This window comes from Oceanobacillus sp. CFH 90083, from assembly GCF_009389585.1.
GTDB lineage: Bacteria > Bacillota > Bacilli > Bacillales > Amphibacillaceae > Oceanobacillus.
This window is the reverse complement of the sequence record NZ_VIYG01000027.1, coordinates 1-23,735: the sequence shown is the minus strand read 5'-3', so window position 1 is coordinate 23,735 and position 23,735 is coordinate 1. Positions and strand designations below refer to the sequence as shown.

Below are 23,735 nucleotides of genomic sequence, written 5' to 3'. Positions count from 1 at the left end.
ATTCCGATAGTGACTCCGATTCAGACAGTGATGCCGATTCTGATACAGATGCTCCTAATCTAAGTGATGTAAGCATTTCTGGAAATAGCACGGATGGCTATGAAATCTCCTTCATTTCAAATGAGGAAATTGCTGAATTGAATTTAATTAATAATAGAACTGGTGAACCAGTTGATATTCAAGACATTTCTTATAATCCAGCTACTGGTGAGTATGTCATTTCAATTGCGGGAAATGCAGTTGAAATAGGTGATGTATTGACTATAGAAGCAGCTGATGAAGCAGGAAATGTGAATGACGAAAATGAAGTTACTATTCCTGAAGATCTAAAGGGTGGAAAAGGTGAGAAAGAAGATATTGATATCACACCTGTACCAGGTAAAGGAACAGGCTCTGGCGGTTCAGGAACAGGTACTACAGGTACGGAAAGCAGTCAGGATAAACAAAAACTTCCAGATACAGCAACATCAGCCTGGACAATTGGTCTTGTTGGTCTAGCTACATTAGCTGTTGGAGCAGGAGTAACCTTGTTCTCCAGAAGAAAAAAAGCTGGTCAATAAGAAATTAAAATGCAAAAGCAAATGTTGAAAGGCATTTGCTTTTGTTTACATAAGCACTACTTAAATATTGGGAGGATTCTATGTTAACAGTGGAAAAAGTATCTTATCAAGAATTTGAAGCAAGCTTAGAGAAATTGAAAGATTACATTATAGAAGATAAAGCTACATTCCAGCAGATAAATAATCAATCCTCTGTAACGATATTTCTGTCCATAGGTTTTGAAGACAAACGTGCAACGGTTTTTAATGCAAAAAGCAAAAAATTCTCTCAATCCTGGGCAAACATACATAATCAAGGACGCTCCTATCTGCGGGGAGTTAAAGAACAATTTATATCATTAAAAGTAGATATTGTGACGGATATCACGCCTGTATCTATTTATGAGTTCATACAGCGCATTACCAAGACAAAGAAAAATTACTTTCGACAGGGAGTAAGCTTCAGCAAGGATTTGAAGCATGCTTTTTTAGAGCAGGAATTAAACGGGAATGCAGTGATTCAAATTGATCCAAAAACCAAGAGAGGTTTTATCAAAGAAAGAAACCTTCAAAATTATATAAAAAAACATCGACCTAAATTAAGTCCAGTGAATTTTAATCAGATAGAAAAAGTATATTTGTTTGAGACAAAAGGATATTTCTTTGAGAACAATCAATGTTTTTCTTTGAAACAAGGGGATTATGATAATGGAAGAAGAGATATCACACTTGATGTAGATGAAGTTAAGATGATGGTGGATAGAGCACAGCAATACTTAGCCAGTTTAAGTAAGCCTAACGGGGAATTTGTCTATGGTTATTTCTCTTACTTTGATAAAGAAATAAAATTTTATAATATGCTGCGCCATTGCAGTACGCTTTATGCAATGGTAGAGTCGTATGAATTTATTCCGAATGAGAAAGTCTCTAAGGCTATTCATGAAGGTCTATCCTATTTAATTCAGAAAAAATTACATTTTGATGACATGAAGAACACTGCTTATGTGATTGACGGAGTAGAGGAAGAGGAGCTGGAAATAAAACTAGGAGCAAATGCGGCTGCGATACTGGCGTTGACAAAATATGCTGAAGTTTTCGATGATTATCAATACATTCCGGTTGCTCAACAATTAGCAAAAGGTATTTTAGAGCTTCAAAAAGAGAATGGCAGTTTTGTACATGTATTAGATTATCCTTCTTTAGAGATTAAAGAGGAGTTCCGTATCGTCTATTATGACGGAGAAGCAGCTTTTGCATTAATGCGCCTATATAAGATAGATAGAGATAATCAATGGCTGCAGGCTGTAGAGCATGCTTTTGAATATTTTATTGAAAATAATCATTGGAAACACCATGATCATTGGTTGAGCTATTGTACGAATGAGCTGACTTTATACAAGCCGCTTCGTAAATACTATCAATTCGGTTTGCAGAATGTACAGAATAAATTGGACTATATCTACAAAAGGATTACGACCTATCCGACTTTTTTAGAGTTAACAATGGCTGCTTATCATATGATTGGTCGAATGAAAGAAGAGGGGCAAGGAGATTTATTAACTGAGCTGGATTTCGATGAATCAAAATTAGAAGCAACGATTCATAGGAGAGCGGAATACCAGCGTAACGGCTTTTTCTATCCGGAACTTGCCATGTATTTTAAAAATCCCAAAAGAATTGCCGGCAGCTTTTTCATCAGGCATCATTCATTCCGGACACGAATTGATGATGTAGAACATTATTTATCCGGCTATTGTGCGTACTATCATTTATTTTTGAAACAGAATGAACAGTAGAATTTTACAATTTAGGCAAAGCTTTGTCTTGTTTTATTAACTTACCAGACGTAGCTTTGCTGATATTACTTTGGATAAGGAAAGGTGCTCATCATTGAAAAGGAAAAAGGTTTATTTCTTACATTCAGATATTGGACAACATCTTACTGGTATTGAAAAATCAGCAATGAAACGCGGAAATATGTTTGTGAAATATTTAGATATTGAACCCGTATTTATTACAGTTAATAAAAATATAAATGTACATAAGAATTGGGAACGCTATGTTGAGAATGGCATCGTTGATAAAAATATTCCCATGGTAAATTTATTCGAGTATTTTCAACATAGTGAAGAGGGAAGGAATAATCCTCCCTATAAAATAAAAAGAGAAAAAACATATGGTTATGAGGAAGAAGAATCAGCAAATAATTTACATCTTCGTGTATTTGATTCTAATAATAAACTTGTAAAGTATGCAGTATATAGTGCTAATAAGCTTTTAAGTCATATTAACTACTTCCATGAAGGGAAGAAAATTGTCCGGGACCGATTTAACCGGTTTGGACAATTATCCCATACAGAATATTTACGTGAGGATAACACGGTTCTTATGACGGAATATTTTGATGTTTATGGTAAACGCGTTATAATAAAATATGATGGTGGTCCTTATTTGATAAGTGATGGGAATGCTACATTTGATACGGTACTGCCAGATGAGCAGGCACTTATCCTTTATTTCTTGAAAAAAATCATTGGAGATGAAGAGCCTATTATCATGATTGACCGTAACAAAAGATACAGCTCACTTTTTACAGGAAGAAAGCAATTAAATGCGAAAACAATCTCTGTAATCCATTCTACTTATTTCTCAAATATTAAATTTCGTTCTAAGTTAAATAAGCACTATCAAGATGTTCTGAATAGCCCGTATAGCTTTGATAACATCGTTGTATTGACAAATAATCAAAAGAGGGATATTGAGAAGCAATTTGGTATTAAGAATCTAGTTGCCATTCCACATCCCTGTCAAATAGCCGATAATCTGGATGAAAAGACACCTCAAACGAATAAATTAATTTCTGTGGGTCGCTTATCTTCTGAAAAGAACTTAGATCATTTGCTGGAAATTATAGCGATAGTAAAAAAGAGTATTCCTGATGTATTATTAGAGATTTATGGAAGTGGGAAGGAACAAAAAAATTTAAAAAATTTAACTCAAAAGCTAGATTTAAAGAATAATGTGAAATTTAAAGGTTATGTAGATAATGTGCATGATGTTTATGCTTCCGGTGAACTATTTCTCTTTGCCGGTCAAGCAGAAGGTTTTACGATGAGTGTATTAGAAAGCTTATCATGTGGTTGTCCGGTCGGAAGCTATAATGTTCGTTATGGTGTGGATGAAATGATTTTGGGAGAAAAGAATGGCTTTCTTGTTGAATTTGGCGATAAGGAAAAATTTTCCGAAAAAATTATAACTTATTTAAATAAATCTAATGAAGAAAAGAAGTATTATCGCCAGGAAGCAATTAATACAGCCAGTAATTACTTAGAGGATAAAGTTGCTGATAAATGGAGAGAATTATTGAATAGTCTGAGCTAATTCTTCCATTTTTAATTTTAAAAAGTAGTTCAATTATGCATATAACGTGTTATATTTACTATAAGTAGTTATTGTCTTATATTAAGCTTTTTCACATAGTTTCCTTACCAAAGAAACAAATGAACTGCAGAAGGGAGAGACTTCAATGAAACGTATCGGAATCCTCTTTATCATTATAGGTGTGGTCTGCTTAGGTGTCTTTGGGTATCAAATCATTGGACACGAGCAATCACAAAAGCAATCTTTAATTCAGGCTGAGGAAAGAATCGAGCAAGGGATCAATCAAGAGGATGAATCAGACCTGAATATAGAAGAACAAATAGAAGCATTTGATGCTGAAATCGACGAAGCATTTGCTACATTGGAAATACCCAAGCTGGGAAAAACCTTGCCTATTGTGGAGGGGACGGATCCGGATTCGTTGAAAAAGGGAGTCGGACATCTGTCTAATTCAGTCTTCCCTGGACAGGGGGAGCAAATTCTGCTATCCGGGCATCGTGATACGGTTTTCCGTAATTTCGGTGATCTGGAGATAGGGGACACGTTTGTTGTACAAATGCCTTATGGTGAGTATACGTATGAAATAAGAGAGACAGAAATTGTTCCAGAGGATGATACTTCAGTTATCCGGGAAATGGGAGAGGAAGTGTTAGTTGTAACGACCTGTTATCCATTCCACTTTGTAGGTAATGCACCGGAACGTTTTGTTGCTTATGCTTATCCGGTTTCTAATTGAAATAAATAAAAAAAGCTTTCTTCCAGTGTGTGGATTCATCTGGAAGAAAGCTTTTTTTAATCGTTTAAAACCATTTCTAACGTCTCAATATTTTTTTGCATTAAGCTGAAGTAATCCTCGCCGTTTTCTATATCTTCCTCGGTGATGGTCTCCATATTGCTAAGAACGGCACTGTCAGCACCAATCTCATCCTGAATAATCTCGCTTATTCTACTGCTGATATTTCTTTCAAATACAACATATTTCAAATCATATTCGCGGGCTGTATCAACAATCTCCACTAATGCAGATTGGGAAGGCTCCTGTGAAGAGGATAGTCCATGGATACTGATTTGCTCTAATCCATATCTATCTTCCCAATAGCCATAGGCAGCATGGGAGACAATCATTTGCGGGTGGTCTGCTTCGCCGATGGTTTGCGCTAATTCTTGATCCACTTGCTCTAATTGTCCTTTTAATTCCTCAAAATTCTCCGTGAAATAATCTTCATGCTCCGGCATTTTTTCAATAAGCAGGTTGTTAATATTTTCGGCTAATTGCATACTTATGATAGGATCAAGAAAAACATGCGGGTCGCCAATGCCGCTCTCGCCATCATGATTATCAATCAGTAATTCAACGATGCCTGATTCAGTAATTACCTCTCCATCAGCATCTGTAAGCTCCAGTTTTACTTCTAAGGTGTCATTAATTTGTGTTTCAAAAGAAGGGCCATTTGCATTTTCATCCAGCTCCCAGTCTTCTGAACCCTCTGTCCGGAAATACCAGTTCCATTCTTCAATGTCTTCATCAATACTCGTTTCTGCTTCTAATGAAGCTGTGTCGCCACTGTGGTAATGGTCATTCATACCGTTAATAATAATATCTCCATTATCTTCTGCTTCTTCCTCGTGATAATGCTCTTCATCTGCATGACCGTGGTCCGCTTCTCCTCGAAGTGGAATATCCTCACCAATGGCTGCGACTTCCACCTTTTCATCTTTCAGAATACTCTCTGCTTGAGTAGCAAAAGGCTCCATACCAACACCGGAATAAATAAATAAATCCTTCCGGGCTAACTCAACCATGTCACGTGAGCTTGGTTCAAATGTATGTGCATCCGCGTTTGGCGGATAAATGCTTTCTACATTAACGTACTCTCCGCCAATTTTAGAAATGAAATCCTCTATAGCAAAAATAGTAGTAGAAATCTCGAGCTGCTCCTGATCTCCATCCTGATTATCGTCAGCAGATTGACAGCCGGCAAGGAAGAGAAGGAGCAGGCTGGAAAAAATAATCATCCGTTTTATCATGGAATATACCTCCGTTATTTAATAATTTAAATTTCTATACAAAGCAAGTAATAATTGCTGTTTTGAGGTGCTGTACCTCGTAATAAACGAATAGTAAAGAAGTGTTATTTTTAACATTCGTAATCGTTACGATTTAAAATTTACAGGTTTTTGGAGTGGATGTCAAGTTCTTTTTTGCGAAAAAAGCACCTTCCCCGGTTAGATGTATCTAACCGGGGAAGGTGCAAACTCATCTCTTTTAGAAGAGGTGACCGTTTTTCATATTTATAATAGTACGTGTACCAAAAGGGGTTGACAGATGTCGGTGAGGTATAGTCCAAGCACCATTGAGAAAAAATACGTCAACTAACTTTTTGCACGCTGTGGAGGCTGCTGCACCTCCCGCTAGACATGAACAATTTAATAATTATAGAAGGTGTTTACCTCGATGTTTTGAACATCCTCTTTAAGGGATTAACCGCCGATAATGTTAAATCCGGCATCGACATGCAACACCTCGCCAGTAATTCCGCGTGCCAATTCGCTAAGGAAAAATAGCGTAGCATCTCCGACTTCATCTTGATCGATATTACGGCGTAGTGGAGCTTTTTCCGCCACAACATGTGTTTTTTCATTGAAATCAGCTACGCCTTTTGCAGAGAGCGTGCGGATTGGGCCAGCTGATACAGCATTTACACGAATTCCATGCTTACCTACATCTTCAGCTAAATAACGGACACTTGCTTCAAGAGATGCTTTGGCAACTCCCATGACGTTATAGCCAGGAACAACCTGTTCTGACCCGATGTAAGTTTGTGTTACAATCGAACCGCCTTCCGTCATTAATTCCTTCACAGCATTTGTTACAGATACTAAGGAATAAGCGCTTATTTCTTGGGTAAGCAGGAAGCCGTCACGAGAAGTAGTTACAAATTCCCCCTGAAGATCTTCGCGCTTTGCGAAAGCAACAGAGTGCACCAGGCCGTGAATGACATCGACTTTTTCCTTTATTTCATTAAAAGCTTCCTGCACGCTTTCATCTGATGCAACATCACAAGAAACAATGGCTTTTGGTTCTATTTCATGCTTATCTAAAAGTTTTACTAATTTTTTATAGGATCTTTCCTGTCTGTTCGTAAAAATAAGGTTGGCTCCGGCATTATGTAGAGATTTTGTAATGCCCCATGCAATACTTCTTTCATTAGCGACACCCATTACAACAATATTTTTACCTTCTAATAGTTTTGTCATATATATCCTCCATTCAACATTTAACTTAGCACCTATTATAACCGATTAGTACCAGGTGATAAAGTGATAATCTGTTTTTTTTCTGAGGTAGGAGAGAAAGAGGCTCTATAAAGAGGATCTATTTAGAAAAAACGAATCTGAGATATAGCATCTTACATAAAATAATAACCTCTAAAAACAGCGTTAGAATAAGGAGTGATAGAGGGATGTATAACTTTTTTAAAATAAATTAAAGTTTTTTTCATTTTTCTCTTTACAAACGGTTGGTTCCTCGATATAATAAAATTCGTCAGTTTGCGAGAGATGCTTTAAAAAAGCTTCTCAAATAACGCATCATGGCCCGTTGGTCAAGCGGTTAAGACACCGCCCTTTCACGGCGGTAACACGGGTTCGAATCCCGTACGGGTCACCAAATGGAGGATTAGCTCAGCTGGGAGAGCACCTGCCTTACAAGCAGGGGGTCGCAGGTTCGAGCCCTGCATCCTCCACCATCATGCCGGCCTAGCTCAATTGGTAGAGCAACTGACTTGTAATCAGTAGGTTGGGGGTTCAAGTCCTCTGGCCGGCACCATTTTTTATGTATATAAATAATTATATGGTTAACAATAATGTGGAGGGGTAGCGAAGTGGCTAAACGCGGCGGACTGTAAATCCGCTCCCTCAGGGTTCGGCAGTTCGAATCTGCCCCCCTCCACCATGTTTTTTGTTGGGCCATAGCCAAGCGGTAAGGCATCGGGTTTTGATCCCGTGTACCCTAGGTTCGAATCCTAGTGGCCCAGCCTTTTTTTTATGCCTTTTTTAAGGATTTCATATAGATGGCATGAGCCATTAGCTCAGTCGGTAGAGCAACGAGCATAACTTCTGCCGAATCAGCTTCGAGTAACCCCGAAGCATTCACTTCGAAGCGTTTGCTAGAAGATGCAGGGGTTCACCAAGCAGAGAAGCGCAAAATAAGGTAAAAATTCTATTTGAAATAGGAGCCATTAGCTCAGTCGGTAGAGCATCTGACTTTTAATCAGAGGGTCGAAGGTTCGAATCCTTCATGGCTCACTACAAGATGACAAGTATAAAACACAGAGAAAAGCGGGATAATTTTATCTCGTTTTTTTCTTTATAGAGGACTTTCAAAAGTCCATAATGATAAGCGTAAGGTAATGAGCTTCTACTTAAAATCTTCTATGTCGTGTGACAACGTAGAAGTCATCACAACGCACGAGAAGCTGGTTAACATGGATTGGGACTACGATTACCCGTCCCACGGAAAAGCCTTGCAATTACTTGCCTCACTGAATATCGCAGGAATTTCTTAAACCCACTTACAGGGCATGGAAATATCTGTAACCATTACAAGGATGCAGTGTATTTTAGTGAACATCTTAAGATGAAAAATTCCAGTACATGGCAATCACATCATGAACATAGTTCCAATAGCGAAATAAGTATCTTCTGATATGAAAAAACGATATAATTCGTGTTATAATCAAAATAGTTTACTTTTAGTACTTAGTAATAAAAAAACATAATTTAAAAGTTTATTTTAGATATGATAAATAAAAAGGATGAGCTAGGCATGACCTCTTCTAGAATACCAGGTTTTTATAATATGACGGTGGAGGAAAGGCGGGCATTATTGCGTGAAGCCTTTTCTTTAACAGATGCAGAAACGCAAAATTTGTCTAATGCAGATGCGCTTACAATAGGAAAAGCAGATAATATGATTGAAAATGTTGTTGGCACCTATCAATTACCATTTGGATTAGGATTAAATTTTTTGATAAACGGGAAAGAATATGTAATACCGATGGCTATTGAAGAAGCTTCTGTTGTAGCTTCTGCCAGTCATATTGCAAAGATAGTCAGAGAGGCTGGCGGTTTTCAGACAGAGTCAAGGGAAAGGTTGATGATTGGACAGATACAAGTTGTTGGATGTCCCGATTTTCAAGAAGCAAAGCAGCGAATCCTTCATCAAAAAGCTATGCTAATGAAAGCTGCTGATGATGCTTATCCAAGCATTGTCAGTCGTGGTGGCGGGGTAAAAGATTTGGATGTCCGCATTCTGAATGAAGAGGATGCCTCGTCATATAGCAAAATGCTGGTAATGCATATCTATGTAGATACTTGTGACGCAATGGGTGCGAATATGATAAATACGATGGTAGAATCTATTGCTCCAATTGTGGAAGAAATAACAAAAGGAAAGGTTTATTTGCGTATTTTATCAAACTATGCAGATCGAAGCCTTGCTACAGCGAAATGTGTAATACCTCCGCATTTGCTGAAAACAGGTTCATTTACTGGAGAAGAGGTAAGAGATGGCGTGATTCATGCTTATGAATTTGCTGCTTCTGACCCGTATCGTGCTGTAACGCATAACAAAGGTATTATGAACGGTATCGATCCTGTTGTGATAGCGACAGGAAATGATTGGCGGGCTGTAGAGGCCGGGGCACATGCTTATGCTGCAAGAAATGGTCATTATGGATCTATGACTACATGGTCAAAGGATGAAGAGGGTAATCTCGTTGGCGAAATCGAATTACCCATGTCGATCGGGACAGTCGGAGGAGCAACACGTGTGCATCCGTTAGCTGATTTTTCTTTATCCATTATGCAGATTGAGTCAGCAGAAGAGCTTGCGCAGGTAATTGTGGCAGTTGGTCTTGCTCAAAATCTTGGAGCGCTCAAAGCGTTGGCGACAGACGGTATTCAGAAAGGTCACATGGCACTTCATTCACGTTCTGTTGCGATAGCTGGAGGAGCAACTGGGGAGATGATTGATGTGATAGCAAAACAATTAGTAGAACAACAGGAAATCCGTGTGGGAAAAGCTAAAGAATTGGTGGAACAGTATAAACAATGAGTGCAGAAAAAGTAACAGCGTCGGAAAAAACAGCTATTGGTATAGCTCATAGTAAGGTGATTTTAATTGGAGAGCATGCGGTTGTACACGGACAGCCGGCAATTGCTATCCCATTTCCTTTAATTGGTGTAGAGACGGTGGTTGAGTACGTTCCTGGAGCGGTGAAAATGGACAGTACTTTTTATCATGGTCCCTTACAGCATGCACCGAAAGAGCTGGAAGGAATTGTTAGTTGTGTGGAGGATTCCTGTGAATATCTTGGGATTCCTTATAAGGATCTATTGATACGAATTAATTCTTCTGTACCGCCAGGAAAAGGGCTTGGATCAAGTGCATCTGTAGCTATTTCTGTGATTCGCTCCTTATTCAACTATTGTCATCGGGAGTGTTCGGTAGAAGAATTATTAAACTTAGCAAATGTAGCAGAAACGTATGCACATGGGGCACCCAGCGGTATTGATACGTTAAGTATTACCTCTGATAAACCGATCTGGTATGAAAAGGAAAAGCCCGTAGACTATATCGAATTAGGAGAAGAGCTTCACTTTATTGTTGCGGACTCTGGTCGCGTTGGAGATACACGTACATCCGTTGAATCCGTAGCTAATCTGTTGAAAGCAGCTCCACAGCGGATTCATTCCAAAATAGAACGTATTGGCGAGCTGACGCATCATGCAAAAGAAGCATTAGAGAAAGCAAGCAAGCAGATTTTGGGACAGCTGTTAAATGAAGCACAAAAAGAATTGGAAGCATTAGGTGTAAGTGATGCGGGATTGAATAAATTAATCCGTTTTGCCCGTCAAGAAGGTGCTTTGGGTGCGAAATTGACAGGCGGAGGAAATGGCGGCTGTATTATTGCTCTTGCGCAAAATGAAGTGCATTCGAAGCAGCTGGCGGAAAAATTACGCCGATTTGGTGCAGCAGCGGTGTGGCCATTTGTATTGAAGAAATAAAGTGAAACTTCATTCAGTGAGTATAATCCGAACGGTGATCTTTAAGAAGAGAATGATTTGACAGGGATTGTAGAAAAGGGGATTCAAATATGAAGGCAACAGCAAGAGCACATACGAATATCGCTTTAATCAAATACTGGGGGAAGCGGAATGAATCATTGATTCTTCCTGCTAATAGTAACCTTTCCGTTACATTAGACGGCTTTTCTACAGAGACAACGGTGCATTTTCAAGAAGGTTTGAAGAAAGATGCCTTTCTCTTAAATGAACAGCATGTAGAAGGAGACGCGCTTGAAAAGGTAGCAGTATTTTTAGATAAGGTACGTGCTCTCTCTGGAAAAGAAATCTATGCACAGGTCCAATCTGTGAATCATGTGCCGACTGCTGCGGGGTTTGCTTCCTCTGCATCTGGCTTGGCTGCATTAGCTGCAGCCAGTGCCAAAGCAATAGGACTATCCTTAGATGATACAGAATTATCGAGGTTGGCCCGTCAAGGATCGGGCTCTGCCTCCCGTTCTATTTATGGAGGGTTTGCGGAATGGCAGATGGGCGAACGGGAAGATGGGCTCGATTCCTATGCCGTGCAGATTGCGGATGAATCACATTGGGATATTCGAATTGCGGCTGTTGTTTTGTCAAAAACAATGAAAAAGGTCTCCAGCAGAGAGGGGATGCGCCGTACCGTAGAAACCTCTCCATTTTATTCAGGCTGGCTGGAGCAGACACCAAAGGATTTGGCAGAAATAAAGCAAGCGATTGATGAGAAAGATTTTGAGAAAATGGGCAGCATTGCGGAAGCAAATTGCATGCGTATGCATGCGACAACGTTAGGAGCTAATCCGCCTTTCACCTATTGGCAGGATGCAACGATGCGGGTAATGCAGGCTGTGCAGGATTTAAGAGAGCAAGGAATACCTGTCTTCTTTACGATTGATGCCGGTCCGAATGTCAAAGTGTTATATTTGCCGGCAGATGAGGAGAAAGTGAAAAATCGCCTGCAGGCAATGGAAGGTGTAGAAGATATCATTATTAGTAAGCCAGGAAGTGGAATCAGTTATATGTAGGAGGAGAAATACGGTGGCAAAATCAATCACAGTCAAAGTACCGGGAAAATTAATGATTGCAGGAGAGTTTGCCGTATTAGAGCCCTATCAGGATCTGGCAGTGATGGCTGTTGATCGTTTTGTATATGCAACCGTATCTGATGCAGACAGCCACCAACTGACTTTATCTGATTTTTCGCTTTATAAAGTCCCATGGTCATGGCGGGAAACAGATATACATATTGAATCGGATGACCACCGGCTCTCTTTTGTAAAGGATGCACTTCGGGTTACTTATCGTTATATGAAAGAACAAGGATTATCTGTCCGTCCCATCCATGTATCTGCACGCAGTGAGTTAGATGATGCTTCAGGTGTGAAATATGGCTTAGGCTCCAGTGCAGCAATTGTTACTTCTGTTGTGTCAGGGGTTTTACGTTTTCAGGCTCCGGAATTGGTCACAAAAGAGATGATTTTTCGTTTATCTGCGTTATCGCATGTAATGACACAAGGAAATGGATCAGGCGCTGATGTAGCCGCTTCGACCTATGGCGGCCTGCTGCAATTTTCTTCTTTTCAAGCAGAATGGCTTCTCAAGGCGTATCAAGAAGCAAATTCTGTTTCTGAAGTAGTAGAACTGGATTGGAAGTATTATAAGTCAAAGCCGATTCTTTTACCTGACAATGCATTCTTTTGTGTTGGATGGACAGGCAGTGCGGCTTCCACGAAGGATTTAGTCAATCGGGTCCGTTTATTGAAGACAAGAAATGAAGCAGCCTATAATGCATTTCTAAAAGAAAGTAAAAGTGCAGTTTCTGCGTTTTTGACAGGGGCAGCGCAAGAGGATATAATGCAGCTGTTTCAAGGGATAAAAGCAAATCGTAAGGCGTTAAATCAAGTGGGGAAAGCAGCTGAGACCAGTATTGAGACGCCGAAGCTCTCAGTGTTATGCGATCTTGCGGAAGAGTATGGAGGTGCCGGAAAGCCTTCGGGAGCTGGCGGCGGTGATTGTGGAATTGCGTTTATGCCATCCGCAGAAGCAGCAGAAAAATTAGCTCTTGCTTGGGAAGCAGCAGGAATTAAAGCTTTAACACTATCTCCTTTTACAGGGGGAGAAACAGTGATTGAAGCGGATTACGCTAAATAGAAATTATAAAATAAGAGCCGTTTTACAATAGAGTACATTGTAAATTGGTTCTTTTCTTTATGTGCTGCATAAAAATGAAGATGGATTTTTTTCAAATATATATAACTTTCTTATAAAATTTTGAAAATGGTAATGAAGTGAATGGGAAAATAAGATATTATTATTCGTAGAGGTATCTCCGTAAAGGAAAGGATACCCTATATTAAAGATATTTGTGGTTAAAAAATGTCACAAAAAAAGACATTCATGTTATGTCTTTAAAATAGGAGTAAGCATATACCTAAAAGGATTTTTTTAAGTATGCATAAATTAATGCATCAAGTTTTTCGCTTGTAGCTAAAACATTGTCTGAATCTAGCCCATATTCCTCGGACAACGTCAGCATTTCTTGTCTGCATAGTTCAATTTCATTAAATAATGCCTTTTTGTCCACAAATTTCACTCCTTCTTTAGTATACTTATCGTTAGATATACCCTGTCGGAAAAAAAATAAACATTTTTTTTAAAATGTGAAACCTTACAAGCGGTTGTTTCGTATAGAGAGTACCGCATAGTGCGGAGGTAATTAGATGGAGCAATTTATAAAGAAAAAAATTATACAAGTAAAAAAAGGTGACCAATCTGCTTTTTCGGATGTCGTAGCCTTTTATCAGGATAAAATATACCAGCATTGCTACCGCATGCTTGGTAATAAGCACGAAGCAGAGGATATTGCACAAGAAGCATTTATACGTGCATATGTGAATATAGATTCGTTTGATGAGAATAGAAAGTTCTCGACATGGTTATATCGCATAGCTACGAATTTAACGATTGACCGCATGCGTAAGCGTAAGCCGGATTTCCATCTTGATGCGGAAGTGAAAGGGACAGATGGCTTGGATATGTATTCGCAGTTGGCCAGCACAGAACGCCTCCCTGGAGAAGAAGTAGAAAGCAGAGAGCTGCAGCGGTATATTCATCATGAGATTTCTCAGCTTCCTTCTAAATACCGGAGTATTATTATGCTCAGGTACTTAGAAGAATTTTCACTAAAGGAAATCAGTGAAATTCTCGATGTTCCTCTTGGTACGGTAAAGACGCGGATTCATCGTGGAAGAGAGGCCCTTAGAAAGAGGCTTCGACATGTGTAAAGGAGCGTGCTTAATGTGAGTTGTAATGAAAAATATATAAAAAAAATACATGACTATTTAGACGGAGATATTTCCGCAGAGGATGAAAGCTTACTGAAAAGGCATTTGGAAGATTGTGAAGAATGCCAAAAGCATTTTCACGAGCTGAATCGGACGATTACTTTAATTCGAAGTGCAGAACGGATGGAAGCACCGGATCATTTTACGGAAAACGTCATGAATAATTTGCCTACAGAGAAGAAATCCATGAGGTACAAGCGCTGGTTTAAACGTCATCCAATCCTTGTCGCAGCTGCGATCTTTTTCTTATTGATGATAGGCAGTCTGTCATCTACGTTTAACCAGGGGACCGATCAGCTTGTGGTGTCTACGCAGGAAGAACTTGTTGTTGATGGAGATACCGTCATTGTACCAGAAGGTGTTACTGTTCAGGGGGATGTCTATGTGAGAAACGGTGATTTGCTGGTACTAGGAACCGTTAATGGCAATGTCACCTTATTTAATGGAGAACTTTTAGACGCTGAATCGCAGCTTGAAGGAGGCGGTCTCATGGCATCTGCCGGAGGAGTAAACGGAGAGCTGGAAACCGTTGATCAAACGTTTGAATGGATATGGTATCACGTAAAGAATTTCTTTAAAGGAGTTTTCACCTTTTAACTATTGAAACAGGAAGGCATGGAAAAAGAGAGTGGTATGTGCAATACCGCTCTCTTTTTTCGCCATAGAGAAGGATAAAGCTATTTCATTTACTGGACTGCCGCAGGTGCAAGCATCAGATCGCAATGAAGAAAAAGAATAGACTCCATACACGTCTGTTTTTTTAAATTTATGATATAATAATTATCGACTGTAATCTTATAATAAAAAAGGAATTCTTTTTAATATAAACAGATCATTCTATTGGATAAAGGATGTGTGCACATGCTTGATGGGGGATTTGACATTTTAAATCTACTGCGAATTGGCGTTGATATCGCTCTCGTCTGGTATGTATTATATAAATTAATCATGCTGATCAGAGGAACAAAAGCTATTCAGCTGTTAAAGGGGATAGCGGTTGTATTGGTTGTGTGGGGCGCAAGTATGCTGTTAAATCTACAAACGATACAATTTATCACCGGCCAAGTCATTTCTTGGGGACTTATTGTTATTATTATTTTATTCCAGCCGGAGTTGCGGAGAGCGTTGGAGCAGCTGGGAAGAGGAAATATCTTTGCCAGATCCGGCAGTTCCGCTGAAGAAATTATACAAAACGAAATTGAGGCTATTGTTACATCTTGTAATTATATGGGAAAAAGAAGAATTGGTGCGCTGATCTCCATTGAAAGGGAAACGGGGATTGGCGAATATGCAGAAACAGGAATTCCAATTAACGGTAAGCTGACACATCAGCTTTTGACGAATATATTTACACCAAATACACCGTTGCATGATGGTGCAGTAATTATCAAAAATGAGGAGATCACTGCTGCAGCCTGTTATCTTCCTTTATCAGAGAGTCCATTTATTTCAAAGGAATTGGGAACAAGACACCGGGCAGCGATGGGAATAAGTGAAGTAACCGATGCCTTGACGATTGTTGTTTCTGAGGAAACGGGCTCTATCTCTTGTACCAAGAATGGTGAACTATATCGTGATATTGATGAAGAGAAATTAAGAGAGATGCTGCTAACGCATCTAACAATTGTGCCGAAAGCCTCTGACAAAAAATCATGGAAACGGAGGGCTGGTAAACGTGGATAATTGGTTTAAGAGTAAATGGTTTATTCGTATTCTTTCTTTAGTTTTTGCTGTCACTCTATATGCATTTGTCAGTGTTTCGGAAACGCCAAATTCAGATGCAACATTCTCCAGTTCAACAAGCTCCACGGAAACCGTCGATCAGATTCCGGTGGATATCCGTATTGACCGTGAGAGATACGTTGTCAGTGGAGTTCCTGAAGGTGTCCAGGTGAGTTTACAGGGGACTCCTGCCAGTGTGACGCCCCTATTGCTTCAACGTAATTTTGACGTATATGTTGATTTAGAGGGGTTAGACGAGGGAACCCATAACGTTGAATTACAGCATAACATTTCAAGTGATGTAGAAGTATTCATTGAACCTAAAACGATTACTGTGGAAATTGAAGAAAGAGCATCGCATGAATTTACTGTAACAGCCGATTTTATTAATGAAGATATGATGGCAGCTGGTTATGAAGTAGTCAGCTACAGCATAGAACCAGAAACGGTAACCATTATGAGCTCGCGTACAGTGATTAACTCTATAGGTGCTGTAAAGGTTTATGTGAATATGGATGGTGTAGACAGCTCTATTAACAATCGGGAGCTTCCGGTAAATGTGTATGATTTGCAAGGAAATGAATTAAATGTTTCATTAGATACGGAAAGTATTCAAGTTTCTGTAGAAGTCAATAACCCCAGCAAGTCTGTACCGATTTCTGTAGAGACAACAGGAGAATTGGGAGAGGATTTGGAGCTCGGTTCTATTTCTGCAAATTCCGAGGAAGTGGAGATTTACTCTCAAAGCGACGTTCTGGAGGGGATTGCAGAAGTAACTACGGAGCCGTTAGATTTATCTGGAATTGAAGAATCAGGAACGGTAGAAGTACCGCTTGATTTACCGGAAAATGTACAAGCGCCTGAGACAGAAGAGGTAGAAGTAACGGTTGAAGTGGAAGGAACCAATGTGATTGAAGGTGTATCTTTAACAGAAGAAGGTTTAGCAGATGGATTGGAGGCCTCTTATACCGATCCTGAATTAGAGGTAGAAGTAACTGGAGATGCTTCGGTGATAAATGATTTAACGGCAAGTGATATAAGCGCCGTACTGGATTTATCTGATTTAGAACCGGGAGAGCATGAGGTGCCTGTCCAAATCGAGGCTCCTGATGGTGTTACCGCTACAGGCAGTGTAGAAGAGATAACGGTTGAAATAATCGATCCGGCTCAAACAGAAGAAGAATAATGGTATATTGTATGGTCAAAGGAGAGGTATAAAAAATGGGTAAATTTTTTGGGACAGACGGTGTCAGAGGAGTGGCCAACGAAGCGTTAACTCCTGAGCTGGCATTTAAGCTCGGTCGCTTCGGCGGTTACACGTTAACAAAAGGCAGTGAAAAACCGCGCGTTTTAATTGGCAGAGACACTCGTATTTCTGGACACATGCTGGAGGGTGCACTGATTGCGGGTTTATTATCAACAGGCGCAGAAGTAATGCGGCTTGGTGTGATCTCTACTCCAGGTGTTGCTTATTTAACAAAAGCAATGAGTGCGCAGGCAGGGGTTATGATCTCTGCATCTCATAATCCTGTGGAAGATAACGGGATTAAATTCTTCGGATCGGACGGCTTTAAACTGACAGATGAGCAGGAAGCAGAAATCGAGGCTTTATTAGAAAAAGAAGAAGACGATTTACCTCGTCCGACAGGCGCTGCGGTCGGTTCAGTAAGTGATTATTTTGAAGGCGGACAAAAATATTTATCCTTCTTAAAAGATACGATTGATAATGATTTTGATGGCTTACGGATTGCAGTGGATTGTGCACACGGAGCAACATCCAGCTTAGCTACACATCTATTTGCAGATTTAGAAGCAGATATTCATTCCATGGGCTCCACACCAAATGGTCTGAATATTAATGATGGAGTCGGTTCGACACACCCGGAAGGCTTACAGCAATTTGTACTGGATAAAGAAGCGGATATTGGACTGGCATTTGATGGAGATGGAGATCGTCTGATTGCTGTTGATGAAAAAGGAAGAATCGTGGACGGCGATAAAATCATGTTTATCTGCGCTAAATACTTGAAAGAAATCGGTATGCTGCGCCAGGATACCGTTGTATCTACAGTCATGAGTAATTTAGGTTTTTATAAAGCATTGGAGGAAGCAGGCCTGAAAAGTGAAAAGACTGCAGTCGGTGACCGTTATGTTATGGAAGAAATGCGTAAAAACGGGTATAACCTGGGCGGAGAACAATCTGGTCATATTATCTTCTTAGATTATATTACAACAGGAGACGGCCTGTTATCTGCATTGCAGCTCGTCAATGTGATGCGTGAATCAGGCAAGCCTTTATCAGAGCTGGCCGATGAGATGACAATCTTCCCGCAGACGTTAATTAATGTTCGGGTATCGGATAAGGAAGAGGCGTTAACAAGCCCGGTTATCTTAGATGAGGTACAAGCTGTAGAGAAGGATCTGGGAGAGAACGGACGTGTTCTGGTCCGCCCATCTGGAACAGAACCGCTTGTGCGTGTCATGGTGGAAGCCAAGACAGAGGATGATTGTAAAACATATGCAGAGCGCATTGTGAAAGTAATTGAAAATCATTTAGGTGCTTAAGAAAGTAGAAAAACGTATGGATGAGCAGCATCCATACGTTTTTTAAAACCCGTAAGCGTCCTCTTTCTTTTTTCTGATCCATTCCGCTGCCTCATAAGTGTCCATGGTATCCTCGACTAAACGCTCTAGCCGAAAAGATACATCATCATCGATTAATTTCTTTTGCTGAAAACTTTTTTCTTCTATATAGACATAGGTCGGGACGATCTGTGCCTTCATATAGGCTAACGTTGGTTTTAACTGATGATCCGCAACTAAATAGTGCCTGGAAGAGCCTGCTGTTACAAAGAAGCTGACTACTTTTTCGTGAAATGCACCGACAGGCAATAGATCAAAAATATTTTTTAAGCTTGCCGGTATAGATGCCTGGAATACGGGTGTGCCGATAATGATGGCATCTGCTGCCATTATCTTTCTCGTTATCCACGCTGTATCGCCTGCATAATCAAGATAGTTTCGGCCATCACTAAATTGTAAATCATAATCCTTTAAATCAATCAGTTGAAAATCTGCATCTGGATATTTTTCAGTGATTTCCTTTGCGACAACATCCATTGCAGTCCTTGTCTTTGACCCAACGATGGACCCGGATAAACCAATTATATTCATTTGTTACTCCTCCTGAACCTTTCCTGTGTATTTACGTATAGCCGGTAAGATTTCTTCCCCGATTATTTCAATATTCTTTGTCAATTGCCCGAATGGTACACCACCAAAATCCATTTGTGCCAGATAGCGCTGATGTCCAAACAGCTCATGCTGGTAAAGAATTTTTTCTATTACTTCCTGCGGACTGCCCACATTAATGACACTCCGCTTATCTTTTGCCTGGGCAAATGCCTGTTTTGGAAATCCTTGGCCATTGGTCAACTTCATTCCTTCATTGATATAAGGGTACATTTGCTTCAGGGCTTCCTGACTTGTTTCTGCCGCATGGAAAAATCCAGTTACGCCGACAGGGAGTTCTGCTGTATCATGCCCGCTTCTTCTTGCTGTTTCTCGGTATGCATCAATCACGTTTTTAAAGGCGCTGGCAGGACCGCCAAGTGTTGCCAGCATCATGGGAACACCAGCATAGCCAGCCTTCATCGCGCTGGCAGGGGTTCCGCCAACGGCACGCCAGATTGGCAGCATGTTATTTTTCGGGCGGGGGAGTACCTTTGCATCATTTAAGGCAGCACGATATTGTCCTTCCCAGTTAAGTCTTTCATTTTCATTGATTTGCAGCAGCAGGTCAAATTTTTCTTCAAATAATGCTTCATAATCCTGCACGTCATAGCCTAATAAATCAAACAGTCCAATCCGGGAAGCTCTTCCAGCAATAATTTCTGCACGTCCATCAGAAATTAAATCAATCGTAGCGAAATCCTCATAAACCCGAACGGGATCAGAGGTGCTGATAATGGTCGATGAGCTGCCAATTTTGATTGTATTTGTTGCCTGCGCAATAGCGGCTAAAACGACGCTGTGCGCCTGTGTAGTAAAGTAATCCTGATGACTTTCTCCAACACTGAAGAAGTCTAATCCAGCTTGTTCGGCGAGCTTGGCTAATTCAATTATCTCCTGAATTCGCTGCTGTGCTGAAATGCGTTTTCCGGTGAAAGGATTAGTAAGGTGATCCCCTAGTGTGTAAAGCCCAAATTCCATTCCTTTCTTTTGATTGATCCGATATTGCTCCATGTTTATTGCTCCTCTTTCTTTTGAGATTTTGTTTAAGCTTTATATGGTGTTCCAACAGATTGGGCAATAGTTCATTGTTTTAAAATGTATTTGCAAGTAAAGCTGCTAAGAAGGTGAGAAATAAAGTGTATGCTTCTGTATGGATTTCTCTACTATCACTTTAATATTTAATTCATAAAAATGCAATTAAAATAGGTTGAATTAAGTGTAGTTTGTTATCGATATATCGGCCCAGGGATGGAGGGAATAAAAGACCGGGGTCTGTGGTTTGTTTCTCGAATGATGGTATAATAATAGAAAATGTAGGAAAAGGGAGTGCGGATAGAATGATAAAATTTCCTAAACCAAAAGTGGAGCAGTTTTTCTACACATATAGTATTTACCACTTTCAAGTAAGCAAAGATGAAAAAAAGCTGGTGTTTTCAACCAACTTAAGTGGAAAACGTAATCTATGGGCATTGGACTTGAGCAAGGAGCATACGTATCCTTTTCAATTTTCCCAAAAGGATGAAGCCTCTATGTTCGTTCAATTTGATCCGAACGGGAAGTACGTTTTAACAAGCTTTGATTCGGATGGAGATGAAAATCATCAAATTTATGCATTGCCTCCAGAGGGAGGATTGCCACAGCCGCTGATTACGGGAGCAGAGAATGAAAAATATTTATTTGCACACCTGAGTAAAGATGGAAAGCGGATTTATTACAATACGTCTGAAAATAATTCAAGTTTTTTAAACACATGTGTACGTCATCTGGATACAGATAAAGATGAGCTTCTAGCGGAGGGTGAAGGAGCACCGACTACGCTGGCAGGTGTATCGGAAGATGAAGAAACATTGGTGTATGAAAGCGTATTTGCCAACACCTATAATAATATTTTCATCCAAAAAGGAGAAGAAAAAATTTATCTTACTCCCGATCCGAAAAAGGTTCACGTATCCTATGAACCGGTTTTCACAGATAATGACACCATTTACTTCCCGACAGATTATGAAAGCGAATATATGTATCTGGCCAAGTACGATGTAAAGCAAGGGACATTTTCCAAAGTACTTGAAATAGAGGAAGAAGCGATAGAAGCTATAAAATACGATAAAGCATCAGATTGTTTATATTTGGTAACGGTAAAGGGTGTTGTCGATAAACTATATCAGTATAAGTTGAAATCAGAGGAACTGAAAGAAATCACTAAACCTTTTGATATGGTGGATCAGGTAACAGTGACAGATTCAGGAGCCGTTTATCTTCTTGGACGTTCCGCAGTGAAGCCGGATAATATTTATCGTTTAACCAATGGTGAAAAGTGGGAACAACTCACAGATAATCGTGTTTTGGGAGTATCGGAAGACGAGCTTGTTGATCCGGAAATTGTGACATATACTTCTTTTGATGGCATGGAGATGGAAGCACTGCTTTTCAAAGCAAAACCGGAAAATGCCAATGGCTATACTGTATATTGGCCGCATGGAGGACCACAGGCAGCTGAGCGGAAGTTTTTTCGTGCCATGTTTCAAAGTATTCTAAATCGCGGATACCATATTTTTGCACCAAACTTCCGTGGAAGTACGGGCTATGGCTCCTCTTTTGTGAAGCTTGTGGAGCAGGATTGGGGACATGGACCACGTCTTGATAATGTGGAAGGTATCAAATGGCTGTTTGACCAAAAAATTACGGATCCGGACCATCTGTTCCTTGTAGGGGGGAGTTACGGCGGCTATATGGCATTGCTCCTGCATGGACGTCATCCGGAGTATTTTAAAGCGGTGATTGATATCTTTGGCCCATCCGATTTATTTACTTTCGTCAATTCGGTACCGCCGCATTGGAAGCCGATCATGGAAAGATGGCTTGGCGATCCGGAGCGTGATAAGGAACGCTTTATAAAAGATTCTCCTGTTACTTATTTAGAGACGATGACAAAACCGATGCTGGTTATTCAAGGTGCAAAAGACCCTCGTGTCGTGAAGGAAGAATCGGATCAAATTGTGCAGAAGCTGCAGGATAAAGGCAGAGATGTTGAATATCTGGTACTGGAGGATGAAGGGCACGGATTCTCGAAAAAAGAAAATGAAATTAAAGTTTATCAGCGGATGTTAGATTTTATGGAGAAGCATCAGTAAGAAGGAAATCATCGGCAGCTTTTTGAAGAGGAAGCGTAATGGTCACCTCAACAAGAAGGTGCCGATGTTGTTTGCAGAGGTAGAATAGGTTCGTTTCTTTCTGGAGTTTAAGTTTTATTGGTTTTTAGTAGTTTTTTCGCAACTAATACGAAAGTTATGATGACAGCGATGACAATGACTAGAAAAACAAACTGCATGATAACATCCATCCAGTTTATGGTGTTCATTGAATTTTCCTCTCCGGATTTAAAAACTATCTAATATGCTTTATCTGTGTTTTTATACGGTCAACACGCTTTCTTAGATTGGAGCGATTGTCTTCTTGTAATACTAAATTTGCTTTCACCGCAATCATTTCTACCACGCCATCGATGGATAAATGATCTGTCAGTATTTTCTCTCCAAATGCCTCGTCAGCCAAGCTTGTTATACATCTGTCAATTTGCTTGAAGCCCCATGACCCCTTTTTTTCCAGCCGTTTTCTTAACCTCTGTTCAATGACTTCTTTGGAAGCGGATAAAACAAATTTATGTAATTCGATTTCCGCAGATTCGAGCTTTCCAGCAATTTCTTCAAAATAAGATTTATTTGTTACTGTCATTGGGACAATAATGGGGTATTCGTAGTGTTCAGCGATATATGCTATCGTTCTGTAATTAAATTCTCTCCACATTTCGTAATCTTGAAAATCATTCTTTTTTAACTTGCCGGGCAAATTCTGATTTAAAAAGAAACCAATATTTTCAGGATCATACACGAAGGATTCTTCCAATCTTCTGTGGAGTTCATATGCTGTTTGTGTTTTTCCTGCTCCAAAAGCACCGTTGAGCCAGATTATTTTTGTCATGGGGCAGCTCCTTTTTTAGAGGATTAAAGAAAACTTGTTTTAAGGCGATGTGTTTTCATTTATCTATTTTATGCGTACAGTATAGGATGCGAATAACACGTAGCTTATTTAAAGTGTCTTTCAAATATATTTCAATCCACGCACCCAAGTAGGATGCGAAAAATGGCGTTGAAGGTACTGTGGAATCGATTGGAATTTCAATCCACGCACCCAAGTAGGATGCGAATGCCATATAAATGCTTATAAAATCCGTCTGTATTGATTTCAATCCACGCACCCAAGTAGGATGCGAATTATTAACTCACCATAAATCAGAGTTGATAGAAATATTTCAATCCACGCACCCAAGTAGGATGCGAAGCACCGCACGGTACAATAGACTGTATCCCGCAATGAGATTTCAATCCACGCACCCAAGTAGGATGCG

20 protein-coding genes and 6 tRNA genes are annotated in these 23,735 nt (G+C 39.9%); 20 read left to right on the top strand and 6 right to left on the bottom strand.

The window, feature by feature from the left end:
• From FLK20_RS20775 to FLK20_RS20760, 4 genes are all read left to right on the top strand, one after another.
• Positions 1–560: LPXTG cell wall anchor domain-containing protein (locus FLK20_RS20775; protein ID WP_152658509.1), on the top strand; the 560-nt coding region annotated here is incomplete at its 5' end.
• 80 nt (positions 561–640) lie between these two features.
• Positions 641–2,335 (top strand): hypothetical protein, encoded by a 1,695-nt coding sequence (locus FLK20_RS20770; protein WP_152658508.1) that lies wholly within the window; start codon positions 641–643, stop codon positions 2,333–2,335.
• A gap of 187 nt (positions 2,336–2,522) precedes the next feature.
• Positions 2,523–3,920, top strand: a complete 1,398-nt coding sequence (locus FLK20_RS20765) for a glycosyltransferase (protein ID WP_483310484.1) — start codon at positions 2,523–2,525, stop codon at positions 3,918–3,920.
• 145 nt (positions 3,921–4,065) lie between these two features.
• Complete coding sequence (locus FLK20_RS20760) at positions 4,066–4,656, top strand: class D sortase (protein WP_152658506.1); 591 nt, start codon at positions 4,066–4,068, stop codon at positions 4,654–4,656.
• Between the two features lie 56 nt (positions 4,657–4,712).
• Here FLK20_RS20760 and FLK20_RS20755 read toward each other — a convergent pair whose 3' ends face one another.
• Together FLK20_RS20755 and fabI are read right to left on the bottom strand one after the other, a co-directional pair.
• Complete coding sequence (locus tag FLK20_RS20755) at positions 4,713–5,948, bottom strand: metal ABC transporter solute-binding protein, Zn/Mn family (RefSeq protein WP_227995238.1); 1,236 nt, start codon at positions 5,946–5,948, stop codon at positions 4,713–4,715.
• A 453-nt stretch (positions 5,949–6,401) separates the two neighbouring features.
• Positions 6,402–7,178, bottom strand: a complete 777-nt coding sequence (gene fabI, locus FLK20_RS20750; protein WP_152658505.1) for an enoyl-ACP reductase FabI — start codon at positions 7,176–7,178, stop codon at positions 6,402–6,404.
• A gap of 337 nt (positions 7,179–7,515) precedes the next feature.
• On the opposite strand from fabI, the gene FLK20_RS20745 reads away from it, so the two are divergent.
• The 10 genes from FLK20_RS20745 (at position 7,516) to FLK20_RS20700 (ending at position 13,181) form a co-directional block, all read left to right on the top strand.
• Positions 7,516–7,590 (top strand) — tRNA-Glu (locus tag FLK20_RS20745).
• Between the two features lie 3 nt (positions 7,591–7,593).
• Positions 7,594–7,669: transfer RNA gene (locus FLK20_RS20740), tRNA-Val, on the top strand.
• 4 nt (positions 7,670–7,673) lie between these two features.
• A tRNA-Thr gene (locus FLK20_RS20735) sits at positions 7,674–7,749 on the top strand.
• A gap of 41 nt (positions 7,750–7,790) precedes the next feature.
• Positions 7,791–7,875, top strand: a tRNA-Tyr gene (locus tag FLK20_RS20730).
• A 10-nt stretch (positions 7,876–7,885) separates the two neighbouring features.
• Positions 7,886–7,957: transfer RNA gene (locus tag FLK20_RS20725), tRNA-Gln, on the top strand.
• A gap of 198 nt (positions 7,958–8,155) precedes the next feature.
• Positions 8,156–8,228: transfer RNA gene (locus tag FLK20_RS20720), tRNA-Lys, on the top strand.
• Between the two features lie 520 nt (positions 8,229–8,748).
• Positions 8,749–10,038, top strand: a complete 1,290-nt coding sequence (locus FLK20_RS20715; protein WP_152658504.1) for a hydroxymethylglutaryl-CoA reductase, degradative — start codon at positions 8,749–8,751, stop codon at positions 10,036–10,038.
• Positions 10,035–10,991, top strand: a complete 957-nt coding sequence (gene mvk / locus FLK20_RS20710) for a mevalonate kinase (RefSeq protein ID WP_152658503.1) — start codon at positions 10,035–10,037, stop codon at positions 10,989–10,991. Before FLK20_RS20715 ends, mvk begins: the two co-directional genes overlap by 4 nt.
• 89 nt (positions 10,992–11,080) lie before the next feature.
• Positions 11,081–12,055 carry a diphosphomevalonate decarboxylase gene (gene mvaD, locus FLK20_RS20705; RefSeq protein WP_152658502.1) on the top strand — a complete coding sequence of 325 codons (975 nt, stop codon included), beginning with the start codon at positions 11,081–11,083 and terminating at the stop codon, positions 12,053–12,055.
• Positions 12,056–12,068: 13 nt separating this feature from the next.
• On the top strand, positions 12,069–13,181 hold the full coding sequence (locus FLK20_RS20700; RefSeq protein WP_227995237.1) for a phosphomevalonate kinase: 1,113 nt from the start codon (positions 12,069–12,071) through the stop codon (positions 13,179–13,181).
• A gap of 280 nt (positions 13,182–13,461) precedes the next feature.
• On the opposite strand, the gene FLK20_RS20695 is transcribed toward FLK20_RS20700, so the two are convergent.
• Positions 13,462–13,614, bottom strand: a complete 153-nt coding sequence (locus FLK20_RS20695; RefSeq protein WP_152658501.1) for an aspartyl-phosphate phosphatase Spo0E family protein — start codon at positions 13,612–13,614, stop codon at positions 13,462–13,464.
• 136 nt (positions 13,615–13,750) lie between these two features.
• On the opposite strand from FLK20_RS20695, the gene sigW reads away from it, so the two are divergent.
• The 5 genes from sigW (at position 13,751) to glmM (ending at position 18,661) form a co-directional block, all read left to right on the top strand.
• Positions 13,751–14,314, top strand: a complete 564-nt coding sequence (gene sigW / locus FLK20_RS20690; RefSeq protein WP_152658500.1) for an RNA polymerase sigma factor SigW — start codon at positions 13,751–13,753, stop codon at positions 14,312–14,314.
• 15 nt (positions 14,315–14,329) lie between these two features.
• Positions 14,330–14,971 (top strand): anti-sigma-W factor RsiW, encoded by a 642-nt coding sequence (rsiW, locus tag FLK20_RS20685; protein WP_152658499.1) that lies wholly within the window; start codon positions 14,330–14,332, stop codon positions 14,969–14,971.
• Positions 14,972–15,235: 264 nt separating this feature from the next.
• Positions 15,236–16,057, top strand: coding sequence for a diadenylate cyclase CdaA (cdaA, locus tag FLK20_RS20680; RefSeq protein WP_152658498.1), 822 nt, complete (start codon positions 15,236–15,238; stop codon positions 16,055–16,057).
• Complete coding sequence (locus tag FLK20_RS20675) at positions 16,050–17,282, top strand: CdaR family protein (protein ID WP_152658497.1); 1,233 nt, start codon at positions 16,050–16,052, stop codon at positions 17,280–17,282. Before cdaA ends, FLK20_RS20675 begins: the two co-directional genes overlap by 8 nt.
• A 35-nt stretch (positions 17,283–17,317) precedes the next feature.
• Positions 17,318–18,661, top strand: coding sequence for a phosphoglucosamine mutase (gene glmM, locus FLK20_RS20670; RefSeq protein WP_152658496.1), 1,344 nt, complete (start codon positions 17,318–17,320; stop codon positions 18,659–18,661).
• A gap of 42 nt (positions 18,662–18,703) precedes the next feature.
• Here the strand turns inward: glmM and FLK20_RS20665 are convergent, their stop codons facing one another.
• Both FLK20_RS20665 and FLK20_RS20660 read right to left on the bottom strand, forming a co-directional pair.
• Complete coding sequence (locus FLK20_RS20665; RefSeq protein WP_152658495.1) at positions 18,704–19,270, bottom strand: NADPH-dependent FMN reductase; 567 nt, start codon at positions 19,268–19,270, stop codon at positions 18,704–18,706.
• Between the two features lie 3 nt (positions 19,271–19,273).
• On the bottom strand, positions 19,274–20,341 hold the full coding sequence (locus tag FLK20_RS20660) for an LLM class flavin-dependent oxidoreductase (RefSeq protein ID WP_152658494.1): 1,068 nt from the start codon (positions 20,339–20,341) through the stop codon (positions 19,274–19,276).
• Positions 20,342–20,667: 326 nt separating this feature from the next.
• Here FLK20_RS20660 and FLK20_RS20655 point away from each other — a divergent pair, with 326 nt between their 5' ends.
• Entirely contained in the window at positions 20,668–22,461 is a 1,794-nt protein-coding gene (locus FLK20_RS20655; protein WP_152658493.1) for a S9 family peptidase, read from the top strand.
• A gap of 253 nt (positions 22,462–22,714) precedes the next feature.
• Here FLK20_RS20655 and FLK20_RS20650 read toward each other — a convergent pair whose 3' ends face one another.
• Positions 22,715–23,308: an AAA family ATPase gene (locus FLK20_RS20650; RefSeq protein ID WP_152658492.1), complete on the bottom strand. Its 594-nt coding sequence runs from the start codon at positions 23,306–23,308 to the stop codon at positions 22,715–22,717.
• Positions 23,309–23,735 lie beyond the last annotated feature (427 nt).